Source organism: Pirellula sp. SH-Sr6A (assembly GCF_001610875.1).
Lineage (GTDB): Bacteria > Planctomycetota > Planctomycetia > Pirellulales > Pirellulaceae > JBKCUI01.
The window spans coordinates 3,158,862-3,183,705 of the sequence record NZ_CP011272.1; the positions used below are offsets into that span (position 1 = coordinate 3,158,862).

A 24,844-nucleotide genomic window follows, 5' to 3' on the forward strand; every position below is an offset into this window, starting at 1 on the left:
CTTATCGGACAGAATCTACCGGCAAACGAGCCCGTTATAGCGTCCCGGAGCGGTTGCCCCTAAAATCAGCCCCTCCTTTTACCGAAAATCCATTTCCTCCCAAACTCTGCTATTCGAACTTCCTATGCCGATTTCAACGCAAAACGCTCTCGCCTTGATCCAGTCCGCTCACGAACAGGCCAAAATCAGCGCCGGTGCCGTTGAAAACTTGAAATGCTGGCTAACGGAAACCCGGTATTCCCAATACGCGGACTCGATCTGCCAACACGTCGAAGAAGAGAAGTGGCAAGCGTTGGATGATGCCTTCTGGACGATCATCCCGTTCGGAACCGGCGGACGTCGAGGCAGGATGTACCCGGTCGGATCCAACGCGATCAACGATCGGACCATCGGGGAGAGCGCCCAAGGCTTGGCGGACTATATCCTGAGCCGATCCGATATCCCCAAACCCCTCTCCTGCGCAATCGCCTACGACACCCGACACAATTCACGCCACTTCGCGGAACTCTGCGCTTCGGTCATGGTGGCGAATGGCTTTCACGTCTATTTCCTGGATGACTACCGGGCAACCCCCCAGCTTTCCTACGCCGTCCGAACGAAGAACTGCAGCTGCGGAATCATGGTCACCGCCTCCCACAATCCACCCAGCGACAACGCTGTGAAAGTTTATTGGTCGACCGGTGGGCAAGTCTTGCCACCGCACGACTCCGCCATCATCGACGGAGTCATGAATGTTCAACAAATCAAGACGATTCCCTTTTCCGAAGCCGTCAGCGCCGGGAAGGTCACCGTCGTCACCTCGGAGATCGATCAAAAGTATCTTCAAGCGGCCTCCAAGTATGCGTGGCCTGGCTCCCGCGATGTCCGCGTCATCTACTCTCCCCTCCACGGCGTAGGAGGGTATGCCGTTCTGCCTCTCCTCTCGGCATGCGGATTCCAAGACGTTTCCGTCTACGAACCGCATGCGAAACCGGATGGCAATTTCCCAAATGTTCCCGGCCATGTGAGCAATCCCGAGAACAGCGCGGTCTTTGATGCCATCATCGTGGAAGCCAAGGCACGCGGCGCGGATTTGATCCTCGCCACCGATCCCGACTGCGATCGCATGGGATGCGCCGCTCCCCTCACACCTGCCCCAGACTCGCTGTGGGGAACCATCAACGGCAATCAACTCGGCGCTCTTCTTACCGACTTTGTGTTGAGCAAGATGAAAGCGGCGGGAACATTGTCATCTCAGACGTACGTGATCAAGACGCTGGTGACGACCGAATTGACCCGCCGCATTGCCGAAAGCTACGGCGCTCGCTGCGAAGGAAACATCCACGTCGGATTCAAATGGATCGCAGGATTGATGGATGAGCTCGGGCCCGAGAACTTCGCATTCGGCACGGAGGAATCGCACGGCTACCTCATTGGGCAATACGCTCGAGACAAAGATGGTGCCGTGGCTTGCCTGCTGATGACCCAACTCGCGGCGGACTTGAAAGCCCAAGGCCTCACGCTTCACCAGAAATTGGAACAGCTTCTTTCCACCCATGGCTGCTATCTGGAGGATTTGATCAACGTCCAGATGGAGGGGAGCGAGGGGATGGCGAACATGAAGAAGCTGATGCAATCCCTCCGAGACAATCCCCCCACGACGATGGGTGGCCTTTCCGTCGTTGCCGTCCGCGACTATGGAAACCTCACTCGCAAAATAATCGGCGGCGGCACGGAACAACTGGATGCACCTAAGAGCAACATGTTGATTCTCGACTTGGCATTACCGGGCAGTTCTCAGCCGTCAGGAAACGCGATCGCTGTCAGACCATCGGGAACCGAGCCGAAAGTGAAATTCTATTTGTTCGGCTATGAGCCGGTTTCCCAAGGCTTGGCCGCAGCCAAGACCGCCGTCCTTGATCGGTTGGCTGCGATGAAGGTCGACGCAAAGAAACTTGGCTCTTGATGAGAATTACGGACGAACTACTGCTGCTAAACGGATACGTTTGCTCGCCATCGAGTGGAGTACGCTATTTGCGGTGGTTTGGCCGTTGTCATTCATGGCCGTCCAAGGCTTACGTTGGACATCGCCTTTTTGGTTCCGGCAGACGAGATGGATGGCCATCCGATCCAACTTCTCTCGCGAGCCGGGTTGATTAAGATGAAGAGGTCGTCCAATCGATTAAACGATAAATTGGATGTGGAACTACTCAATGACCAAACAGACTAGCGCTAGAGATGCGAAATGCCAGAGTCGCGGGTGGTCGGATGCGATGGATAGCGTTTCGATTGCTCATCGGCTAGCCAAGCTTCAAGACCTGCACGATTGCTGGAAGTTTTTTCAATTGGGCAAGAAAAGACTGCCGGAAGAAAACAGCGAGTCCGCGTCACTTCCTGAATCGTATCGCGAATCAAGCGCTTGAGTCTACTTGATTCCCGATTTCCCTCTGCGAGCTTGGCGCCTTGGCGCGCCATTTAAATTAAAGACTGAAGAAAGTCGCGCGCCACGGCGCAAGGATCGCAAAGGAGTGGAAGAAGAAGTGTAAGGGTGAGTGGTGGAGAGAATTCTCGACGAGGTCTTTTAACTGTATGTCCCTCATCTTATTGCAATCTCACTTGTCTCTTCCGTAGTCGGAAGCGATGGCAGGAAAATGAGGGCATGAAGATAGGAAGGAAAGAGCAGACCTGCAAGCAATCTCTAACCACAAGCCCCTCTGCGAGCTTTGCGCCTTGGCGCGCCATTTTAAAACAGGACCAATGAGAATCTCTCGCAAAGGCGCAAGGATCGCAAAGCAGGAGGAGCAGAAGAAGATAGAGGAGGAGCGAGTGGGTATCGGTCCGTAATGGAAACGGGGCGCTATGGAAAATGTCCATGCGCCCCGTGCAATGATGATTGGATGCTACGCAAGAGCATTCGCTTAGGTCGTCGAGACGAGAGCCGAGCCCATGGTGAGGCCTGGGGCTGGGAGGGTGCTGTGGCCTCGCAGATAAATATCGATGGCGCGTGCGGCACCTCGACCTTCATTGATCGCCCAAACCACCAACGACTGGCCTCGACGGCAGTCGCCTGCCGCGAAGACACCCGGAATGGAAGTCGTAAACTTGCCGTGCTCGGCCTTGTAGTTGGAACGCGGATCCAGCTCCAGTCCTAGGACCTCGCTGACGTAGTGCTCAGGCCCTAGGAAGCCCATCGCGAGGAGTACCAAGTCGGCACCGATGACCTCTTCGCTCCCCGCAACCTCTTCCATCGTGAACTTGCCATCCTTCTTCACCCACTGAACGCGGACCGTCTTGATCCCGGTGACATTTCCCTTGCCATCGTCGATGAACTCTTTGCTCAAGATGCAATATTCGCGAGGATCATTACCGAATTTGAACACCGCCTCTTCGTGACCGTAGTCACTGCGGAAAATGCGTGGCCATTGCGGCCAAGGATTATCCGGTGCTCGGCTCTCGGGTGGCTTGTCTAGCAATTCGAAATTCACCAGCTCGCTGCAACCATGTCGCAAACTGGTTCCGATGCAGTCGCAACCGGTGTCTCCACCGCCAATAACAACAACTCGCTTGCCCTTTGCAGAAATAAACTTTCCATCCGCATGCTGGCTATCGAGCAAGCTCGCGGTGTTGGCACTCAGGAACTCCATCGCAAAGTGAACACCCTTTAACTGCCGACCTGGGATTGGCAAATCGCGAGGCTTGGTCGCACCCGTCGCCAAAAGCACCGCATGGTTCTCTGCCATCAATTGCTTTGGATCGACCGTGCGACCGACATCCGCCTTGGTCACAAACTTGACCCCCTCGGCAGCCATCAGATCCAGTCGCCTTTGGACGACGTTCTTGTCCAGCTTCATGTTGGGAATGCCATAAGTGAGGAGCCCACCGATCCGATCGGATCGCTCGTACACGGTGACGGTGTGCCCCACTTTGTTCAACTGATCGGCAGCCGCCAACCCAGCGGGACCGCTACCAATGATGGCGACGCTCTTCCCTGTGCGAGTCTCGGGTGGCTTTGGATGAATCCAACCTTCTGCATATCCGCGATCGATAATCGCGTTCTCAATGTTCTTGATCGTTACCGGTGGATTGGTGATTCCCAATACGCAAGCTCCTTCGCAGGGAGCTGGACACACCCGACCGGTGAACTCCGGAAAGTTGTTTGTCTTGTGCAATCGATCGAGCGCGTCTTTCCATCGGCCGTTGTAAACCAAGTCATTCCATTCGGGAATCAAGTTATCGATGGGACAACCGGTCGCGGACTGGCAAAACGGAACACCGCAATCCATGCATCGAGCACCTTGGGTTCGCAACTGCTGTTCATCGGGATCGGTATAGATCTCGCCGTAATCTTTCAACCGAACAACTGGCAATCGCCACTCTACCTTTTTGCGATCGAACTCTTTAAAACCGGTTGGCTTGCCCATGCTTCTCTTACTCTCGTATCGGATGTTGTCTTCGTGTTGGGATCGGCAAGGCTCGCATCAAACGAGCCTCGCCTCGATTCATCGAACTAAACGGTGCACCGAACTAGGCCTTCGCCATCTCTCGTTTGCTTTGTTTCATTTCGTTCAAGACTCGTTTGTAATCAGTTGGCATCACCTTGACGAATCGGCGAATGCTACTGGACCAATCGCTTAGCAACGCTGCGGCTACCGTCGAGCGGGTAAGCTCCGCATGCTTGGAGATCATCGCATGAAGTTCCGCGATGTCTTCATCCTCTTCGAGGGTCTCCAACTCAACGGTTCCCAGATTGCATTGAATACGGAATGCTTCCATATCGGCGAGAACGTAAGCGATCCCTCCGCTCATCCCCGCTGCAAAGTTGCGACCGGTCGGCCCGAGAATCGCCACGCGCCCTCCGGTCATGTATTCGCAACCATGGTCGCCGACCCCTTCAATCACGGCCTTGCATCCGGAGTTTCGAACAGCAAATCGTTCTGCCGCTCGCCCACGGATAAAGATTTCACCGCTGGTCGCACCATAAAGGCACACGTTTCCAACAATGATGTTCTCTTCCGGCTTGAAGGAAACAGCTCGATCGGGGTAGAGAATGATCCGACCACCGGAAAGCCCTTTACCGACATAGTCGTTGGCATCGCCTTCGAGTTCCAACGTCACGCCATGGGCCAAGAACGCACCGAAGCTCTGACCTGCTGCCCCTCGGAAGCGAATACGGATCGTATCGGTTGGCAATCCCTTTTGGCCATGCACCTTGGCAATCTCGTTGCTCAAGATCGTCCCGACCGTTCGGTTGATGTTGATGATCGGCAACTCAAATCGAACCGGTTTGACCTTCTCAATGGCTTCGCGGCAGCGTGGCAAGATCTGGGTCAAGTCGAGCGACTTCTCCAAACCATGATCCTGCTTGTCCACGCAACGAACTTGGACATCCTCGCTCGGTTTCTTGGCAGGTGCCAAGATAGGCGTCAAATCCAATCCGTCCGCCTTCCAATGCTTGATCGCGGCATCGACTCGCAAGAACTCGGTTCGGCCAATCATTTCATCAATTCTTCGGAACCCGAGCGACGCCATAATCTCGCGAGCATCTTCGGCCACCATGAACAAATAGTTCACGACATGCTCCGGCTTGCCCGCGAACTTGGCTCGTAACTCAGGATCCTGGGTCGCAATTCCAACCGGGCAAGTGTTCAAATGGCACTTGCGCATCATGATGCACCCGAGGGTGATGAGCGGTGCCGTAGCAAATCCAAACTCTTCGGCTCCGAGCAACGCTGCGATGATAACATCGCGGCCCGTTTTCAGTCCGCCGTCTGTCTGCAGCGTCACGCGACTTCGCAAATTGTTCAGCACAAGCGTTTGATGCGTTTCAGCGATTCCGAGCTCCCATGGAAGCCCCGCGTGCTTGATACTCGTCAACGGAGATGCGCCCGTTCCCCCCGTATCACCGGAAATCAAAATGTGATCCGCGTGCGCTTTAGCAACCCCCGACGCGACCACTCCGACGCCGACTTCGCTCACCAGCTTCACGCTCACGCGGGCTGCACGGTTGCTATTCTTCAAGTCGTGAATAAGCTGAGCCAAGTCCTCGATCGAGTAGATATCGTGGTGGGGTGGGGGGCTGATCAATCCCACGCCCGGGGTGCTGTAGCGAATGCGGGCGATGTAGTTATCGACCTTTTTGCCTGGGAGCTCTCCCCCTTCACCCGGCTTCGCACCTTGCGAAATCTTGATCTGAATCTCGTCGGCGTTGGTCAGGTATTCAATCGTAACACCAAACCGCCCCGAAGCGACTTGCTTGATAGCCGAACGCTTGCTGTCTCCGTTAGGAAGGGGCTGGAATCGGACGGGATCTTCACCCCCTTCACCCGTGTTGCTCTTGCCACCCAATCGGTTCATGGCGATCGCAAGGGTTTCGTGTGCTTCGGAACTGATCGACCCGAGACTCATCGCGCCGGTGCAGAATCGTTTCACGATTTCCTTCGCAGGCTCTACTTCCTCGATGGGAATGGGTCCGGTTCCGGCTCCGGCATTGAACTCGATGAGACCTCGCAGTGCGTATCGCATCTTCGCATCTTTGTTGATGTGATCGGCGAAGCGCCGGTAAGCATTCTTGTCACCCGCTCGCGCTGCGACTTGGATATCCGAAATCGCCGCAGGATCCCAGCCGTGTCGCTCCCCTTCGGCTCTCCAGTGGAATTCACCGACGTTGGCCAGCATGGGCAATGCGTCGGATTTGCTCTCTGGGTAAGCCAACGCGTGGCGTCTCATCGTCTCTTCGGCCAAGACATCGAACGAGCAGCCTTGGATCCGGCTATTGGTTCCCGCAAAGCAACGCCCGATGACTTCGTCTTGCAAGCCGAGGGCTTCGAAAATCTGAGCTCCTTTGTAGCTGGCCAAGGTACTGATGCCCATCTTGGCCATCACCTTGAGCATGCCCTTTGCAACCGCCTTGCGATACATCGCGACGATCTTGTCGTCATCCATCCCTTGAAGCAACCCATCGCGGCTTGCTTGCCATAAGGACTCGAACGCCAGGTACGGATTGATCGCATCGGCGCCGTATCCGACGAGCAAGCAATGATGATGGACCTCTCTCGCTTCTCCCGTTTCCAGCACAATACCGATTCGAGTCCGCTTCGCGGCGCGAACCAAGTGGTGGTGGACCGAGCCGCATGCGAGCAAGCTACTGATGGCCACGCGATGCTCTCCGATGGATCGATCGCTGAGAACGACCATCGTGAAGCCCTCGTCGATTGCCTTCTCCGCTTCCGAGCAGATCCGATCCAACGTCTCGAGAAGTCCTGCCTTGCCTCGAGCTCGATCGTAGGTGATGTCGATCGTCTTGGTTTTCCAACCGCGATGGGTCATGTGCTGGATCGCAGCCAACTCTTCGTTGGTGAGAATCGGATGAGGGATCAGCAACCGTTCGCAGTGGGCCGGAGTCGCATCGAGCAAATTCTCTTCGGGGCCGACGTAGCACTCGAGGGACATGATGACATCCTCGCGAATCGAATCGATCGCAGGGTTGGTCACCTGAGCAAAGAGCTGCTTGAAATAGTCATAGACCAAACGCGGTTGGTCGCTCAAGCATGCGAGCGCGGAGTCGTTCCCCATCGAACCGATCGGATCGACTTGATTCTGAATCATCGGCAGCAGCATGAACTGCATCGTCTCGATCGTATAACCGAAGGCCTGCATGCGAGGGAGCAAGGACTCGGGGTAGAAGCCATGGGGCTCTTTGTCGGCGGACAAGTCACCCAGGGTGATACGCTTCTCTTGCAACCAATCCTTGTAAGGCTCGGACTTGGCAAACTTCTCCTTGAGTTCCTTGTCCGGAACCAGACGTCCCTCTTCGAAATTGATCAGGAACATACGGCCGGGCTGGAGACGTCCTTTTTCCTTGACGATCGATGGCTCGACAGGGAGGACACCGACTTCGCTCGCCATGATGACCCGATCATCGGTAGTCAAGTAGTACCGGCTCGGACGCAGCCCGTTTCGGTCCAGTGTGGCACCGATGGTTTGACCGTCGGTGAAGACGATCGACGCAGGGCCATCCCAGGGCTCCATCATGCAGCTAAAGAACTCGTACATCGCTCGCTTCTCGGGCGACATGGTCTCGTGCTTTTGCCAAGCCTCAGGGACCATCATCATCATCGCTTCCTGCAACGTTCGGCCGTTCAGGAGCAAGAACTCCAGCACGTTGTCGAAGGTCCCCGAGTCGCTGCAGTGGGGCTCGACGACGGGAAAAAGCTTCTTCAACTCGTCGCCAAACAACTCGCTCGCTGCGTTCCCCTCGCGCGCTCGCATCCAGTTGATATTCCCACGCAACGTGTTGATCTCACCGTTATGGCTCATAAAGCGAAGCGGTTGAGCACGATCCCAGCTTGGGAATGTGTTGGTGGAAAATCGCGAGTGGACCATCGCGAGGTGCGTTTCGAAATCGGGATCCGACAGGTCCAAATAATAGGGAACGACCTGCGCGGGAGTGAGCATTCCCTTGTAGATCAGTGTTCGAGTCGAAAGGGAGGAAACATAGAACAGAGTCGCCTGCTTCAGATTCGAATCCCCTCGCAACTTGTGGCTCGCCTGCTTGCGAATCAAGTAAAGCTTGCGCTCGAATTCGAGGTTGGACAGACCCTTTGCAGCCGCGATGTAAACCTGCTCAATCTTCGGTTCGGCCAATCGTGCCGTTGGTCCGATATCGGCAAAGTCAGTGGCTTGGGGAACTTCGCGCCATCCGAGCAGCGTCTGCCCTTCGGCTGCGATCAGTTCGTTGAATACTTTGCGGCAGTGCTCGCGTTCTGTTTCGTCCTTGGGGAAGAAGATATTCCCGACCGAGTAGAAACCGACCTGTGGAAGCTCGACATCGAATTCTTCCTTTGCAATTCGTCGCACGAACTTGTCCGGCATACCGACCAGAATCCCGGCACCGTCCCCTGTGTTGGCTTCGCATCCGCACGCCCCGCGGTGATCCATGTTTTTCAGGATGGTGTCCGCATCGACGACGATTTGGTGGCTCGGTTGGCCCTTGATGTGCGCGACAAAGCCGACACCACATGAATCCTTCTCGAGTTCAGGATCGTAGAGACCATTCTTTTCTGGGAAGCCAAAAGGTGCGTTCATGTGTCGTGTGCCTATCTAGTGGAAAGAGTGGTTCGAGGTGAGTCACCGCCATCCAAGGAGAGCAGTGATAAGGGGTGGCGGTTCATTGCGAGTTCGCCCGACGCATGAATCAAGAAGCTTGCGCCCGAGCATCCGCCGTTACATCGGTTGAATCATCCTGATCCCACACCCGATTCTTCATGACCAAGTCCATGAAATTGCGGGCCGCTCGACTCATCGACACATCCCGTCGCTGGATAATTCCAAGCGGTCGAGTCAGTTCGAGCCCCTCGCATTCGATCATCGTCAGCGACCCTGCAGCAAGCTCGCTGGCAACCGTAAGTTTCGGTAGAAATGCAACACCGCTGTTCACAATAGCGGCATGCTTTACCGAATCGATATTATCCAATTCAACCACCACGCGCATCGTCACGCCGAGAGCCCGAAGCTCTTTGTCGATCTCTTGACGGATACGCAGGTTGCTCGCAAAGGCGACCAAGCCAACCTGAGAGAGCGCCTGCGGGGAAATCTTCCCCATCGACGCCAATCGGTGACGAGGTGACGCGACCAATACCATCGGCTCATGGCGCCACAACGTCGTTTGCAACGTCGCATGATTGACATCGGGATAACTCACCATCCCAAAGTCAACCGTTCCCTGCTCGACCATCCGATAAACCTCGTGCGGGTGAGCCAATTGGTAGGCGAACGTCGCGGAGGGAAACGCCTTCTCGAATCGCTCCTCCAAAACCGGGAGATAGCTCAATCCCATCGAATAAATCGACGCGACCACGACGTGCCCCGTCACTTCGCCCGAATCGCTTCCTCCCAAACGGACTTCGTCCACCAAGGCATCGAACTGGCGAAGCACGCCGGCAAGTCCGTCGTAGAACTTCTGCCCCTCGGCCGTTAATACAAAAGGTCGCTTGGAGCGGTCGATCAACCGCACGGATAAAAAGTCCTCCAAATGCTGAACGCTTTGACTCGCAGCGCTCTGCGTCATCCCATGTTCGACCGCGGCGTGTGAGAAGCTACGCTTACGCACCACGTCGTAAAACACTTTCAAGGAGCGAATGTGGACTGCCCCATGCGTGCTAGCGGCTCTTCTATTATTTTTGTTAATGGCAAAACTCCTCTATTAACAACCACGATCGGAGTTTATCGCCATCACGCATGACCGTCAAGAATTAAAATTAAGAACTTTTACTCTCGACAAATGGTATTAGATTTACAAATAACAATGAGCCAACTATCAGCTTCAGCGCGAAATGGAACTGTTTCCTTTCGTTACAGCCAGGCCAGGGGAATTTCGGCCCCTTTAACTTTTGCGTTCGAACGGACAAGTGGGTGCAAATCCCGGTTTACGCTTCGGTCCGTACTCACGAAAATTCCCATTTTCTTCATCGCCCTGCTATTCTATTTTGGCCGTGTGGGAACTTTTTCCGGCTGTGCACACTCGGAGGAGTTGAACTACTCAATCTCCTTGGTGAAATCATGAATCCTCAACCTCCAGACAACCACGAACTGCTCAGCGGCATGCTGGATGGGGAGTTGTCTGGCGCCGATGCGCGTCGGATCGAGCAAGCGATGCGCGAGGATCCGTCGCTGCATGACCGTCTCGAAGAACTCACCGCGATGCGGTCGTCTCTGTTGCGGGGGCGTCCGACCGGTAGATTATCCAAGTCTTTTGCTTCGCAGGTCGTAGCTGCTGCCCAACAGCGGGCCGCCTCCATGGACTTGGACGCGCCGCATTGGATTCCTTTATCCCACGATTCCGTCGATGCGCACGGGATCGGCGCAGGGGCGAGGGTCAAATCAGAGCTTTCGTATCGTCAACGCATGTGGATCCCGCTCGGGGCCCTCGTTTCGGCTTGCGCTATCGCCTTGTTTGCCTTCCTCACGCTCCCTAGGCCGGAGCCGCATCCGATTGCCGATCTTCCACCGTTCAGCGATCGCGTTGATCCAAACCAACCGTCCGCGCCCCTCGACACTCCCGTAGGGCCAGCAGTCCTTGACGTTCCAGCGAACGCAGTCGCCACCAATTCTGGGTCTCCGACCGTCCCCGTTCCGGCCGTTCCCATAGATAGCGAGATTTCCGCTCCTCGCGACAGCTCCTCGCTGCCCAACCGCACCGATCTGCAGATGGCGGAATCATCGGCGACACCTGCATCAGAGAAGGTGAAGGTGGAGGACGCCGAGAGGGTGAAGATCGATAGTCAGCTCGCCACCCAAAACCAATCGCCGCGGATCGACACCTCTTCGATGGCCAGCGCAGGAGCGAACAAAGAGTCGCAGACCTCGTCTTCGTCGAGCGATGCGAGCAAGGCTCCTTTTATGTTGATGGTGGTATCGGTTTCGATAGACCGCGTGGCTCGCGAGAACAACGCGTTGAACCGGATCTTGAACGAACATGGAATCGCCTCGGTGGAGGATCTTGCACTCTCTCCCGAGCAGCTCGCCGCGCTTCTATCAACGGGTATGGCAGGTTCGGTAAGCCAAAACGGTGCTGGAGTCTATTTCCTCAAGGGCTACGCCAAGAGCTTGTCGAGCGCTCTGGATGACATATGTTCTCAGTACAAGGATTTCCCGGAGTTCGGACTCAATATCGCCATGGATGATTCCGCGAAAGCATTGATCGATCAACTCGACGGCATCCAAGTCGCTGCCAACAGAGGGGTCGCAAGAAGGCTTGCTGCAGAGACTCCCGATGGCCTCGTTTCCCGTTTCGCTCCTGGCGCTAAGCGTTCTGCACCGCTGTCGGACAAGCGACGCGAAGAGTTCCGCTCACAGGCTGCACTGCCAAAATTGGATTTAAATCCCATCTCCCATTTGCTGTTGATCGTTCGAGACGCGGAATAGGTATCGGATCGCGCTGGTGGATCGCGTTGGGGGGTGGGATCGCGAGGAAACCGAGCCCCAGCAGCGGACCCAGGCTGTACCGAGTACTATAGTTGGGCGACTCTTTCCCTCCCAACAGGCTCTCTATGCTCGCTAGCTCCATTCCCAATGTCCCCCTCCTACAGCCTTGGGATCGTTGGACCAATCGCTACCTCACCCATCTCGACCCCAAGCGATGCGGTCACTTCTTTACCGACGTCCTCATCATTGGAGGAGGATTGGCCGGCCTGCGGGCAGCTCACGAAATCGATCCCGATCTTCGAACTCTCATCCTCACCAAAGACAAGCTGGAGGAATCCAACAGCACTTACGCACAAGGCGGAATCGCCAGCGTATGGGATCCCGAAGATCGCTTCGATAACCACGTACAAGACACATTGATAGCGGGCGGCGATTTATGCGAACCGCAGGTTGTCGAGACCGTCGTTCGAGAAGCGCCGGATCGCGTGGCCGAATTGATTCGATGGGGAACTCGGTTTGACCAGCACGACGGGCAAATCGTTTTAGGACGCGAGGGAGGGCACTCCCACCAGCGAATCCTCCACGCGCTCGGGGATGCGACGGGCAAAGAAATCATGCGAGCCATGATCGCTCACACCCAGGAACGGCCAAACACGGAGATTTGCGAAGAGACCTTCACCATCGATTTGCTCACCTACGAAGGTCGCTGTCATGGGGCGGTCGCGTCCACGCGAGGTGGCAAGCCCTTTCTCATCTGGGCAAAAGAAACCGTTCTCTGCACCGGAGGGTGCGGCCAAGTGTTCCGAGAGTCGACCAATCCTCGCGTTGCGACTGGGGATGGTCACGCCCTCGCCTTTCGGGCCGGGGCGGTCATGCGAGACATGGAGTTCATGCAGTTTCACCCCACCGTTCTTTATATCGCAGGAAGCTCGCGCACTTTGATCACCGAAGCGATCCGAGGCGACGGCGCGTACTTGATCGATTCGCAGGGATACCGTTTCATGGGGGATTACGATCCACGCTTGGAATTAGCCCCCCGCGATGTCGTAAGCCAAGCGATTGTGAGTCAGATGGAAAAAACACAATCTTCGTGCGTCTACCTCACCATGAAACACCTTGATCCCCGGCATGTTCGGGCGCGATTCCCGGGGATCGCCAAGGTCTGCGAAGGGTTTGGATTGGACATCGCCGTCGACGCGATCCCGGTGAGACCGGGTGCCCATTACATGATTGGGGGATGCGAAGTCGATACGCAGGCGCGAACATCCCTCCCGGGACTGTGGGCAGCCGGGGAAGTCACCAGCAGTGGATTGCATGGCGCCAATCGCCTTGCTTCCAACAGCCTCCTCGAGGGGCTGGTATACGGCGCGATCGCGGGGCGGAATGCGTCGCAGGGCGCAAAAGAGAATCATTCAAGCGAGCTTCGAGTGCTCCCCGTGGAGTCTCTCGGACAAAGCCGGTTCGACGGGACCTTTGATCTGGGCGATATTCGAAACGCGGTCCGTTCGGTCATGTGGCGCAATGTGGGCGTCCGCCGGCGCGAATCCCAACTCACCGAAACGATCAGCGCATTGCAGCAATATTGCAGCTATGTGCTCTCGAACGATTTGGCTAGTGTCGAAGGTTGGGAGCTCCAAAACATCTTGACCGTCAGTTTGCAGATGGCGATTGCTGCGCAAGCTCGACAGGAGTCGCGAGGGGTTCATTTTCGAAGCGATTACCCGCATATGGACAACACCCATTGGCGGAAACATTTGACCATCGCGCGACGCGAGCCCTGAGGGTTCCGGTAGGGGCGGGTGTCATTTTCTAGGTTTTTGATAGAATGCGCCATCACTGGATTGCAATTCAACGTAACCACTAACTCATTGCGGAGTCTCCAACATGGCCCATACATTGCCACCTCTTCCTTACGCCTCAAACGCCATGGAACCGCACATCGATGCGATGACGATGGAAATCCACCATGGCAAACACCATCAGGCTTACATCACCAACCTCAACAAGGCGATTGAGGGAACACCGCTCGAAGCAAAGTCCGCAGAAGACTTGATCAAAGACCTCAGCGCGGTTCCCGAGGACAAACGAACCGCAGTTCGCAATAACGGCGGCGGACACGTCAACCACACCTTCTTCTGGCAGATCATCGGCTGGAACGCCGGTGGCAAACCCAGCGGGGCCTTGCTCGCCGACATCGAAGCCACGTTCGGTAGCTTCGACGCGTTCAAGGAAAAGTTTGCCGCCGCGGGCGCAACCCGGTTCGGCAGCGGCTGGGCTTGGTTGGTCCTCAACAACGGAAAGTTGGAAATCGGTTCCACCGCCAACCAAGACAGCCCTCTGATGGGCAATGCAGTCGCGGGCATCGAAGGAACGCCTATCCTCGGTCTCGATGTGTGGGAGCATGCCTACTACCTCAAGTACCAAAACCGACGCCCTGACTACATCGCAGCCTTCTGGAACGTCGTCAATTGGAACGAAGTCGGCAAGCGATACGATGCAGCCAAGAAGGCCTAGTCGGAATCGGAAACCGGACCGCTAGACACCGAGATATCATAGACGGGCGAAGGGAATTCTCTTCGCCCGTTTTATTTTGTCCCGATTTGTTTTATCGTGATCCGTTATCCCAATCCGCCCCTAACCCTTCCCTCAGAGGATAGTCCGACTGCCTATGGATCGAGAGTCTGCCTTGGCACTGATGCACCAGTACGTGCAGAACATTTCCCTGCGCCGCCACATGCTCGCCGTCGAGGCGGCGATGCGCACGTATGCAAAGAGAATGAATGAGGATGAGTCGGAATGGGGAATCGTGGGCCTTTTGCATGACTTCGACTACGAACGATGGCCGGATCCCCCCTCACACCCTGTCGAGGGGAGCAAGATCCTTCGCGAGCTTGGCTACCCCGAAGAAGTCATTTATGCGATCCTTTCGCACGCGGACTACTTGCCTGCCTATCCCCGAGTGCACTTGGTCGATCGCGTCCTGTACGCGTGCGATGAGCTGTGCGGCTTCCTCGTCGCTTGCGCCCTCGTACGACCGGACAAGCTCGAAGGTCTCGAATCGAAGAGCGTTCGAAAGAAGTTGAAAAACCTCAGTTTCGCCGCAGCCGTCAACCGCGATGATATTCAGCGAGGCGCCCAAGAGCTCGGCGTCGATCTGGATGAACATATCGCCGTCTGCATCGAGGCACTGCAAGGAATCCAAGACCAACTCTTCGATCGCTAACTCCGATTAGCGACCTATCGATCCCCAAAAATCCGTACCACCGATCGCTTCCTCCCAATCCACGATAGACTTTCGCCATGACAACCACCGCGATGAACCTGGAGCAAATCCAACAAAAGATTCCGCACCGCAAACCGATGCTGCTGGTCGACGAAGTCGTAGAGCAAACCGAAAAAACCATCCATTGTCGCAAGACCTTTCAATCGGACGAGTTCTTTCTTCAAGGCCACTTCCCCAATTACCCGTTGGTCCCCGGGGTTATCCTCTGCGAGGCATGCTTGCAAAGCGGTGCGATCCTGCTCAGCCAGTTCACCCCCCAAGACGGCTCAGTGGTTCCTGTGGCGACCCGCATCGACGGAGCCAAGTTCAAACGGATGGTGCGGCCCGGTGAAACCGTCGATATCGAGATCACCCTCATCGACATCGTTTCCACCGCTTACTTCATGACCGGAAAAGTGACTGTCGAAGGGAAGCTAGCCGCCCGATTGGACTTCGCCTGCAGCGTCGCTTCCCCCGGATAGTTCCGCGGCCCGTCCACGGAATGCGCTTGAGCACTCCCATACCCCCCCACGATCGGCTCCCCCTGGGACCTTCCGCAACCGGCACGCCAAGCATCGCCTCGCAACCCCCGGACCTGGCACCCCTCGCATCCATCGAAAATGCGGCTTTAGCCCTGCACTTTTTACTTTTCATGAACTATTCTTAGTCGCACTGCAACGTCGTGAGACGCTGCCGATCGCTATCTCGTCGATCGATTATTCTTGAATTCGTTATGCTGGCGTTCCCCCTGTTGCGAGAACAGTGTTTCGTCCGTTGGCATCGCTCCTTTGGGGAGTGGATTGGATCATCATGTCAAAGCCAAAAAGAACTACCGATGCAACCCCGTCGTTTCTCAGCGGAGAGCAGCGCATCAACAAACTCCTCGCAGCAGCGGGGCTCGGGTCTCGTCGGCAAGTCGACGAATTGATCACCGAAGGCCGCGTTGAAATCGACGGGAAAGTCATCTCGCAGGTCGGGGTCAAAGTCGATGCCGACCAAGCAAAGATTCTGGTAGACGGCGAACCCCTGAAACGACATCGCCCCGTTTATTATGCCGTCCACAAACCAGCGGGCGTCCTCTGCACCAACAGCGATCCCGAGGGACGCCCACGTGTGATCGATTTGGTTCCAGCCCAAGCGCGTTTGTTTCCCGTGGGCCGATTGGACGCATCGAGCACCGGCTTGATCCTGCTCACCAACGACGGAGAGCTCGCACAGCGATTGGCTCATCCGAAACATTGCGTACCCAAGACCTACTTCGTAGTGGTAGCTGGTCAAGTCGAAAAGGAGGCCATGCGAAGGCTTCAACGAGGCATCTATCTTGCCGAAGGGGTCGCGCGTGTCGATGGCGCCACCATCCGCAAAGTGCGCAAGGGTTGCACCGAAATCGATATCACGCTGAGCGAAGGTAAGAATCGCGAAATCCGCCGCGTTCTCGCTCGCCTCGGACACAAAGTAGTGGTGCTGCGTCGCACTTCCATCGGCCCTCTCAAGTTGGCCGATATGCCCGAGGGAGCCTACCGACCTTTGCAAGACAAAGAAGTCGCAGCCCTTTACCAAGCCGTCGAGGAAATCAAGAAGGCTCGCAACCAAGACCGCCGCGAACGCAAAAAACGAAACACGGAAAACGAATTGGCTTCTTCGGCTCCTCGGTCGGGCAAACCAAGTGCCGCGAAACCATCGAGGCCACCTGTCTTCAACGAGGATGGAGGAGACTGGAACGACGACGATGAATTCGAGGTGGATTCCATCTTGGACACCCTCCCACCCATGTCGAAGAATCCGTTCCGAACCGCCGACGATGAAGACGCGGAAGACGAAGGGCTGGATGACGCCGTTCTCGTCACCGACTTCAACGCTCCAGAAGTCTATTCGAACAAACGAGGCGCCGTCCTCTCGTACGAGGACGAAGAAGCGTTAGAGGATTTTGGCGACGAAGGTTTCGAGGAAATGCTCCAATCCGACGAGGATGGCTCGGAAGACGCGGCTCGTCCCCCGAGGAGACCAAGGGGTCGCAACGGGTCCGATCCACGACCTAACTCCCGAGGACGTGGCGATCGTCCCTCGCGAGATCGAGCACCTCGAGAAAGAGCTACAGACGAAGGAGATTCGCCCTACCAACGAGGCGCTGCCTCGGCAGGGCAAGGTGCGCCACGCTATGGCCAACGATCCCGTTCCGCCGATGGCCCTGGAGACAGACGTCGTAGACCTGGCCCCGGAGGACCCAGCCGTGGAGCGCGCGGCAGAGGAGGTCCTGGAGGAGCGAGCCGTGGTGGGTCCAGTGGTAGCCCATACACGTCTCGATCTGCTGGGGGAGCAAGCAGACCCGAGTTCGGATCAGGAGAAGATCGACCCAGCTTCGGCACTGGCCGCCGACCACCTCGAACCGGTGGCAGTTCCCCGTACGGGACTCGGCGAGGACCAGGGGGCGCAGGCCGCCCAGCGCGCGGACCAAGCGGAGAGGGGCGACCAACCCGGGGACCGGGTGGCGAAGGACGCCCAGTGCGAGGTCCGAGCGGTGAAGGCCGACCGGTGCGAGGTCCAGGCGGCGAGGGACGCCCTGCACGAGGTCCGGGCGGTGAAGGCCGACCCGCACGAGGTCCAAGCGGCGAGGGGAGACCTTCTCGCGGACCTGCTAGGGGAGGGCGCCCCGGGGGCAAGCCAGGTGGCAAACGCTTCGGCGGATCGGGCGGCGGCAAGCCGTTCGCCAAAAAGCGCAGGCCATAGAGCTCCTATCCATCCATCCCTTCGAGGTCAAAAGCAGACTTCGCCATGCAGAGCATCCGTGGCGCCGAGCATCCGTGGCGCCGAGTATCTTTCGCAAGGTAAACCGGTTCCGCTTCCTAACCCTTCCTAAGATACTCATGCTTTACCTAGCGTCTGAGGAAGGTAGGGAAGGTGGTAAGCTAGCCGCTCACGGTGGATCGTAGCCTCCCGGCTGAAAGGGATGGCAACGGCAGATCCGTCGAGTTCCTTTGATCAGACCACGGATCGCACCGTACTTTTGGATCGCTTCAATCATGTACTGCGAGCAGGTAGGTGTGAAGCGACAATTGGGGCCCAGAAGTGGACTGATTCCTCGCTGGTAGAACCGCACGGCTGCGATCAGTAGTATCGAAAGCCAACGTGTCATGCGCGAACCACTCCACTTCAAATCTGACTGCAAACCCATAGCAGGTAAGCAATCCAAGCGACGAGCAGGATCGATGCGCTCGCGAGCACGACCATTTGTTGAGTGCGGCTCATCGACTTAGCTCGCATCGCTTGAAATTTCGAACCTCGGCTGAAACGCATCATCGAAGTCGAATTGATCGTCGAAGTCCTCTCGCCGATCGGATTTGCTTTTTCTCATCTCCCGAATTCGGATCAAGTTGTAGACGATCTCACCGAAGTCACTCGTGGAGAAGACACCCCAATTGTTGAGGACTGTCTTGGCCATGAAACCGTATTGGTCGAGCGCGTATTCTTTGATAGCCTGACAAAGCTGCTGCCCGGTAAGATGATGGTCCTGGGGATTCTCGCTCCCTTCCTCTTTGGTCGCGGGGAGCTTCATCACCTTCTGAGCATAGGCGAGCCCCTCGCGGACGAATTGATACGCCTCCAAGTGATAGCGTTGATCCTTTTGCAGCAATTCGACGATCGCGAGGACTTGTTCATTCACGATGCATAACCTGAACTTCCATATACGGGCCAAAGTGACTGGTGGCGCAATTAGAATTCTTGCCCGCGCTTCAGGACGGTCAAGCACTCCGAGGCGGGAATCAGCAAACGGCGATTGTCTTCGGTTTGAATCAACAGCTGCTGACTGAGAATCTCCACATTGAGAACCCGACTGCGGCCGTGCGGGGTGACGATTTCGCTGCCGGCCGGAGGAATAGCTGCTGCAAGCTCTTCGTAGGTATCGTTTTCGTAACGCAAGCAGCACTTGAGCCTGCCGCATCGGCCGGAAATTTTGTTGGGGTCGAGGGTCGCTTTTTGCAGTTTGGCCATGCGCATGGAAACCGGGGGCATCCCGTGCAGGTGCGTGTTGCAGCACACCGGTTTTCCACAATCACCGAAGTCCGCAAGAAGCTTCGCCTCGTCGCGTGCCCCGATCTGTCGCATTTCGATCCGCGTTTGGTACTCGCCGGAAAGGCGTTTGACCAGCTCCCGAAAATCGACTCGATCCTCGGCTGTGTAATAGATAATGATCTGTTCCCCCCCGAAGATTCGTTCGACGTCGACGAGGGTCATCGGGAGTTTCATCTCTTGGATAAACCGTTTGCAAAGCTCGAAATCCTTGGCAATTCGGCTCTCCAAATGCCTGTATTCGTTTTCATCGGCAGCGGTCGAGTCCCGCTGGATGCTTCCCGATGGTGGGTCCTTCATCTGAGCGATCACCCGTTCGGTTGCTTCGCAAAGGACTTCGCCCCGTTCCAGCCCTCGATTGGTGCGCGCGATCACCATTCTGCCGCGAGGATGCTCACTCTTCGAGCTCATCACGAACAGCGTTCTCATACGACCGCATCGAACAACAAAGCGTGACATGGACACCTGGAAAAGGAGAATGAGAGGAGACGAACAAGGTTCGGACGGGGCCGATTGTACCCAATCGATCCCGGCTGGGTGTAGACGAAACGGCCAGGGAAACACTTCGTCGTTGATCATTCCTCCCTCGCGAGTTACCCTAGAGGGTTCGTTGCAGCGAGTCTTTCCCCAAAGTAAAAGCAAATCCATGAATAAACTGACGGCAACTCTGTTTGCATCCTTCGCCTTGGCATGTTCGGTCACTCAAGCCCAAACGCCATCTGCCGATGCCTCGCTAGGTATCAGCAAGACGAAACCGGCATCGGGGCCCTTTGTCGAATTCGAGGGCGTTTACATGGTTCCCTACGTCCATACCATCGAGCGATCCAATATCTCGTTTGAGATGATCCCGATCCCAGGCGGAGAAGTGATCGTAGGATCTCCCGCTGCGGAGGAAGGTCGCACGGAAGACGAAGGCCCGCAATTCACCGTTCAAGTTCCCCCGTTTTGGATGGCCAAAACCGAGCTGACGTGGGGTGAATACAAGACCTTCATGCGGAACTACGATTTGTTCAAGCGGCTTCGAGCCGAAAATATCCGGCTCGTCGACGAATCGAACAAAGCGGATGCCGTCACGGTCCCCACCCCTCTCTACGACCCGAGCCACACGTACGAACATGGAGAGGATAATCTCCAACCGGCGGTCACCATGACCCAATTCGCGGCGAAGCAATACACCAAATGGCTCAGCGGCATCACCAAAGTCCAATACCGGCTCCCCACCGAAGCGGAATGGGAGTATGCCGCCCGCGCCGGTTCGAAGACCGCGTACTCTTTCGGAAACGACGCAACGGAGCTGGAGAAATACGCTACCTTCACCGATAACGCATCGAACGGTGCATCCAAAGTCGGCACCAAATTACCAAACGCATTCGGCCTTCACGATATGCACGGCAACGTATGGGAGTGGACCATCGATCAATTCACACCCGATGGATACGGCGATCGCGGTGGCAAGAAGCTGTCTTGGCAAGATTCCATCGGTTGGCCAACCCAGCCCGACTCGCGAGCCGCGCGGGGGGGTGGATGGGAAGATTCTGCCGAGCGTCTCCGTTCTGCCGCACGCTTGGGTTCGGTCGATGAAGACTGGAAATCCGAAGATCCGAACGTTCCGCTGAGTCCTTGGTGGTACACCAGCGACCCGGCTCGCATGGTAGGCATGCGTTTGGTCCGCTCGGCCAAGGATCTGCCGAAGGAAGTGATCGGTCGGTTCTGGGACGCGGACAATGAGGGTATCGACGAAGACGTTCAATTCCGGCTTCGAGAGGGGCGAGGTGCCATTGGTCTGCCCGTACCCGAACTCATTCCTGAGTTCCAGAAGAGGCAGTAACGCATGGTTCGGTTTCGCGACTGGGCCCAGCTAGTTCGCATTCCCAATACCCTGACCGCATGCGCCGACGCGCTGGCGGGATTCTCGATTGTCGCAGGCGTATGGCATATTGCCGATGCGCCGCGATTGCTCCTGATCTCCCTCGCCTCGATCGCTCTCTATTGGTCGGGAATGGTCCTCAACGATGTCAACGACATCGCGAAGGACAAACAGGAGGGGCGGAAAGGCCCCTTGGTCGACGATCGGATCTCCTGGGGTACGGCGCGGCATGCAGGATGGGGACTACTAATTGGTGGCGTCCTCCTCGCGACCGCATCAGGATTCGCAACAACCGGATGGACCGAAGAGAAGAGCCTTCATTCGGAACCTTGGCGCGGGTTCTACCCTGCGGTCGGCTCGATTCTCCTGGCGATTTGCATCGTGCTGTACGATAGCCCTCTCAAGAGCACATTCATCGGTCCTTGGATCATGGGCCTCTGTCGGGCTTGCAATCTGATGACAGGAATGGCTTTGGGATGCACGGTCGTACCGGCGACATCCGCCGCCCTTTCTTCGCTCGGCCACGCCGCCTGGATGCTCCCCCTCGGACACGGTTTGTTTGTCGTAGGCTTGACGTTGGCGGCTCGAAAGGAAGCGAAGCTCTTTCAATCCAAACCACTTTTGGCAGCCAGTTGGTCGCTGAGCGTGCTCGGCCTCGCGATCCTCGCCCTCGCACCCTTGCAGGTCGATGCAAGAACTTTTTTGAGGTTGGAACCAGCGACCGGATTTCCGATTTTGATCGCGCTCCTCGCAGCACCTTGGTTTCTAAGAGCCGTGCGTTCGGTGCGCGCGGGAACGGTGCCTTCGCTGGTCGCTGCGATCAAACAAGCGATCCTCACGATCTTGTTTTTGGATGCAGCGATCACACTCCAATTCGCTGGCAACACGGCCGGCCTGCTGGTCTGCTTTCTCGCCATCCCCACCTTCGCCCTGGGACGCTGGTTCCGAATGACCTAGCCCTGCGAAGGAACCGGGCTCAAACCAATGTTTCTTAGCGCCCTAAAACCAGCCCGCTTGGCTTTGCCCTCCGCGCCTTAATACGAATATACGGTGGAACAAATCGAGCTCGATGGCTAGGCGTATCGGGTGCAGCCGATGGATTGGCATGCTCCGGTTCCGACAGATCCTCGATAAGCATCCCGCTGCGACAGATCCCTCCCAGAATCGACTCCAACGAATGAGCGTATTCTTGAGAGTGGGACTCGCGCAACGAACTGATTTGCCCCGGCTCCAGTTTCTTCGCGACGGCCTCTACCTCGGTTTCGATCCAGTAGCGTCCTCGATCGGTGGAGAGCGACGTTTGCAAATTGAACGGACTCTTATGCTGAGAGACGTAGAGACCTCCCCCGCGAAGGACTCGTGCTACCTCAAGAAAGACGGAGCGAATGTTCTGCACATAGCAAGTGCTCACCGGATGAACGACGAGATCGAACTCGTTATCGCGCAGCATCGGCATCGACACCATCGAACCTTGGATCAGCCGGACATCGAAGCGGTGACGATGGCATACGACTCGATCGAGTTCCAACATACCTTCGCTGATATCGACCACGGTGACCTTGGCTCCCGCAGCCGCATAGAGCGCGCTATGACGACCGCCACCTGCTGCGAGACACAGGACATTCCAACCATGAATCGATCCTCCTAGCCAACCTCTTCCGTCGACGACGGCCAAGGGATTGGCGAGCTCTTCATCCCGTACCGGGGTAGCCAGGACATGTCCGGCGCGCGCCATACGATTGTACGCTTCGGCGTTAATCGACTCCGCTTCGGTGCGTCGATTGGTTTCGTCGAACGAAAGGCTCACGGCGACTTCTTCACCTGGCGGAGTTGGCGTAGCATGGTCTCCATATCGGGTGTCCGCTGTTCCACATTGGCCTTGATAGCGTTCATGACACAACTGGCCAATGTTTTATCCAAGTCCGGTTTCCATTCGGTGATTTCGGTGGGAGGAGCCGTGTCGTGTTGCAACGCCGCCTTGCCTGAAGTTTCGGTCGTGTTCCAGGGAAGCTCAAATGTGATGAGTTGGTAGCAAGTGACACCGAAGGAAAAAATATCGACCCGTTTGTCAGTGGCTCTTCGACGCACGATTTCGGGAGCCATGTAAAGAGGAGTGCCGGTTCGATTACCGGGTACCATGAAGGGTTTCGTGGCGGGAAGAGTCAGTCCGAAGTCGATCAGTTTGACGGTTTGGATATCGTGCGAACAGATGTAATTGCGAGGGCAAATATCGCGGTGGATGAATTCCTTTTTATGCACGTAGTCGAGGGCCTCTGCCATTTGCACCATAAGATTGAGCCGTTTGCCTCGAAGCGACTCCTCCATCTTCTCCAGTACTAGGACTTGCAAGCCCGGACCGTCCACGTATTCCATCACGATGTAGGGTTGGCCCTTGGTCGTAAACCCGTACTCGAGCGTCTTGGCAATGTTTGGGTGAACCATCTGCGATCCGATCTGGCCCTCGGACGGCTTGTTCAACCCCTTGAAGCGGCTTTCAAAAAACTCGACCTTGTCAATATCGCAGAGCTTGACACCGACGATGCGATTCTCGTTGTAGCGGTCTTTCGCGACAAAGAAATTGCTCATCGTGCCCGACACGGCGGACCGGATCCTTTCGAAGCGATCTCCAACGTCCACTCGCTTATTCGATGCTGCTGCTTCGTTCTTTTTAAACAGCTTGTCAAAGAATCCCATAGGTATTGTTCAAGATGACGAGTTAAGCGAAGGCGCAAGGAAGAGGAGACGAAAAGCAGGTAGGGCCAACATCGGTCCACTGCCTACCGATGCGATCCGCTGAGCCGAATCCAGTATAGCTCCCTCCCTATCAATCTGAATGGATATCAATCCATTTGCCTCGGATCCAACGCTGCTGGGGACGAAACCGCTCTTTGTAACTGAGATGGCGATTGGCTGCGACGTACATCCCCAGGTAGACAAACTGTCTTTGCGTACGCTTGCAGAATTCGATTTGTTTCAAGATGGCGTAGGTACCGAGCGAAAGCTTGGTATGCACGGGATCAAAATAGGTATAAACGGCAGAGACGGAATCCTTGCCACAATCGATCACCGAGATAGCAATCAAATTCCCGTCCAATCGGAATTGCATCTCGAGGGTATGTTCGCAACAACTCTCCACGAGGAAACTTTCGTAATCGTCGAGCGCGTAGGGGCTATCGTCGGACGCGAGATCCCTCTCTCTTCGGTGCCGATTGAAGAGCGCTAACTTTTCCGGAGTCGTACTAGCCGGAGTCAGAGCGACCTCCAACGATTTATCCCCCCGATTGCGGATACGGCGCCAAGAGTCTGTCCACTCGAATCGGTTCACATCGACCCGAATCGGTTCGCAGGCCGCGCATTCTGCGCAAGCTGCATGGTAGAGAAAAACACCCGCTCGGCGCATTCCCGCCGCCAGCAGGGCATCCAGTTGTTCGGGCGTCACTCGCTGCCGGGGCAATACGAGCGGCAAATTGGCTTGGCGATCTGGCAGGTAGGAGCACGGATGCACGTTGGCGATCACCGACGAGATCGGAACATCGCTCGGAACCGGCCCTCGATCCAAAAGAGAGGGAGGAGCCGGGCGGTTCAAGCTGTCCGATGATTCCATCCCTTTTTCTCCCCACATGTTTTCAGGTCCGCCCATTGCCCCGAAGCACGACACGGCTCGCACGGCACCCCTCCGAACGGACGAGCCCCGGAGAATTAGTAAGGAGATTGTGAAGAAAATTCCAATCGAGGTCTACTCTCGC

At 56.3% G+C, this 24,844-nt stretch carries 18 protein-coding genes and 1 pseudogene; 10 read left to right on the forward strand and 9 right to left on the reverse strand.

Annotation, left to right across the window (positions count from 1 at the left end; translation table 11 throughout):
- The first annotated feature begins 124 nt into the window (after positions 1 to 124).
- Together VN12_RS12305 and VN12_RS12310 are read left to right on the forward strand one after the other, a co-directional pair.
- Positions 125 to 1,945, forward strand: a complete 1,821-nt coding sequence (locus VN12_RS12305; protein WP_146677119.1) for a phospho-sugar mutase — start codon at positions 125 to 127, stop codon at positions 1,943 to 1,945.
- 247 nt (positions 1,946 to 2,192) lie between these two features.
- Positions 2,193 to 2,402 carry a hypothetical protein gene (locus tag VN12_RS12310; protein WP_146677120.1) on the forward strand — a complete coding sequence of 70 codons (210 nt, stop codon included), beginning with the start codon at positions 2,193 to 2,195 and terminating at the stop codon, positions 2,400 to 2,402.
- 495 nt (positions 2,403 to 2,897) lie between these two features.
- Here VN12_RS12310 and VN12_RS12315 read toward each other — a convergent pair whose 3' ends face one another.
- The 3 genes from VN12_RS12315 to VN12_RS12325 form a co-directional block, all read right to left on the reverse strand.
- Positions 2,898 to 4,400 (reverse strand): glutamate synthase subunit beta, encoded by a 1,503-nt coding sequence (locus tag VN12_RS12315; protein ID WP_146677121.1) that lies wholly within the window; start codon positions 4,398 to 4,400, stop codon positions 2,898 to 2,900.
- Between the two features lie 103 nt (positions 4,401 to 4,503).
- Complete coding sequence (gene gltB, locus VN12_RS12320; RefSeq protein ID WP_146677122.1) at positions 4,504 to 9,063, reverse strand: glutamate synthase large subunit; 4,560 nt, start codon at positions 9,061 to 9,063, stop codon at positions 4,504 to 4,506.
- A gap of 109 nt (positions 9,064 to 9,172) precedes the next feature.
- Complete coding sequence (locus VN12_RS12325) at positions 9,173 to 10,108, reverse strand: LysR family transcriptional regulator (RefSeq protein ID WP_256388132.1); 936 nt, start codon at positions 10,106 to 10,108, stop codon at positions 9,173 to 9,175.
- 428 nt (positions 10,109 to 10,536) lie between these two features.
- Here VN12_RS12325 and VN12_RS12330 point away from each other — a divergent pair, with 428 nt between their 5' ends.
- The 6 genes and pseudogenes from VN12_RS12330 to VN12_RS26815 form a co-directional block, all read left to right on the forward strand.
- Positions 10,537 to 11,901: an anti-sigma factor family protein gene (locus VN12_RS12330; RefSeq protein ID WP_146677124.1), complete on the forward strand. Its 1,365-nt coding sequence runs from the start codon at positions 10,537 to 10,539 to the stop codon at positions 11,899 to 11,901.
- A gap of 125 nt (positions 11,902 to 12,026) precedes the next feature.
- Positions 12,027 to 13,682 (forward strand): L-aspartate oxidase, encoded by a 1,656-nt coding sequence (gene nadB, locus VN12_RS12335; RefSeq protein WP_146677125.1) that lies wholly within the window; start codon positions 12,027 to 12,029, stop codon positions 13,680 to 13,682.
- A 103-nt stretch (positions 13,683 to 13,785) separates the two neighbouring features.
- Positions 13,786 to 14,415, forward strand: coding sequence for a superoxide dismutase (locus VN12_RS12340; protein ID WP_146677126.1), 630 nt, complete (start codon positions 13,786 to 13,788; stop codon positions 14,413 to 14,415).
- Positions 14,416 to 14,569: 154 nt separating this feature from the next.
- A complete protein-coding gene (locus VN12_RS12345) occupies positions 14,570 to 15,124 on the forward strand; it encodes an HD domain-containing protein (protein WP_146677127.1) in 555 nt (184 codons plus the stop codon).
- A gap of 77 nt (positions 15,125 to 15,201) precedes the next feature.
- Positions 15,202 to 15,645 carry a 3-hydroxyacyl-ACP dehydratase FabZ family protein gene (locus VN12_RS12350; protein WP_240491408.1) on the forward strand — a complete coding sequence of 148 codons (444 nt, stop codon included), beginning with the start codon at positions 15,202 to 15,204 and terminating at the stop codon, positions 15,643 to 15,645.
- Positions 15,646 to 15,973: 328 nt separating this feature from the next.
- Positions 15,974 to 16,636: pseudogene (locus VN12_RS26815) on the forward strand (pseudouridine synthase); the annotation flags it as partial.
- A 1,441-nt stretch (positions 16,637 to 18,077) separates the two neighbouring features.
- Here the strand turns inward: VN12_RS26815 and yidD are convergent.
- The 3 genes from yidD to VN12_RS12370 form a co-directional block, all read right to left on the reverse strand.
- Entirely contained in the window at positions 18,078 to 18,296 is a 219-nt protein-coding gene (yidD, locus tag VN12_RS12360; protein ID WP_146677129.1) for a membrane protein insertion efficiency factor YidD, read from the reverse strand.
- A gap of 117 nt (positions 18,297 to 18,413) precedes the next feature.
- Positions 18,414 to 18,824, reverse strand: coding sequence for a Minf_1886 family protein (locus VN12_RS12365; protein ID WP_146677130.1), 411 nt, complete (start codon positions 18,822 to 18,824; stop codon positions 18,414 to 18,416).
- Between the two features lie 50 nt (positions 18,825 to 18,874).
- Positions 18,875 to 19,660, reverse strand: a complete 786-nt coding sequence (locus VN12_RS12370) for a stage 0 sporulation family protein (RefSeq protein ID WP_146677131.1) — start codon at positions 19,658 to 19,660, stop codon at positions 18,875 to 18,877.
- 217 nt (positions 19,661 to 19,877) lie between these two features.
- Here VN12_RS12370 and VN12_RS12375 point away from each other — a divergent pair, with 217 nt between their 5' ends.
- Complete coding sequence (locus VN12_RS12375; protein ID WP_146677132.1) at positions 19,878 to 21,059, forward strand: formylglycine-generating enzyme family protein; 1,182 nt, start codon at positions 19,878 to 19,880, stop codon at positions 21,057 to 21,059.
- Between the two features lie 3 nt (positions 21,060 to 21,062).
- Positions 21,063 to 22,055, forward strand: a complete 993-nt coding sequence (locus VN12_RS12380) for a UbiA family prenyltransferase (protein ID WP_146677133.1) — start codon at positions 21,063 to 21,065, stop codon at positions 22,053 to 22,055.
- Positions 22,056 to 22,089: 34 nt separating this feature from the next.
- Here the strand turns inward: VN12_RS12380 and VN12_RS12385 are convergent, their stop codons facing one another.
- The 3 genes from VN12_RS12385 to VN12_RS12395 all read right to left on the reverse strand — a co-directional run bounded on the left by VN12_RS12385 (position 22,090) and on the right by VN12_RS12395 (position 24,765).
- Complete coding sequence (locus VN12_RS12385) at positions 22,090 to 22,905, reverse strand: class I SAM-dependent methyltransferase (RefSeq protein WP_240491409.1); 816 nt, start codon at positions 22,903 to 22,905, stop codon at positions 22,090 to 22,092.
- Positions 22,902 to 23,792 carry a serine/threonine protein kinase gene (locus VN12_RS12390; protein WP_146677134.1) on the reverse strand — a complete coding sequence of 297 codons (891 nt, stop codon included), beginning with the start codon at positions 23,790 to 23,792 and terminating at the stop codon, positions 22,902 to 22,904. The genes VN12_RS12385 and VN12_RS12390 overlap by 4 nt, the downstream gene beginning before the upstream one ends.
- A gap of 130 nt (positions 23,793 to 23,922) precedes the next feature.
- Positions 23,923 to 24,765 carry an arginyltransferase gene (locus VN12_RS12395; RefSeq protein WP_146677135.1) on the reverse strand — a complete coding sequence of 281 codons (843 nt, stop codon included), beginning with the start codon at positions 24,763 to 24,765 and terminating at the stop codon, positions 23,923 to 23,925.
- Positions 24,766 to 24,844 lie beyond the last annotated feature (79 nt).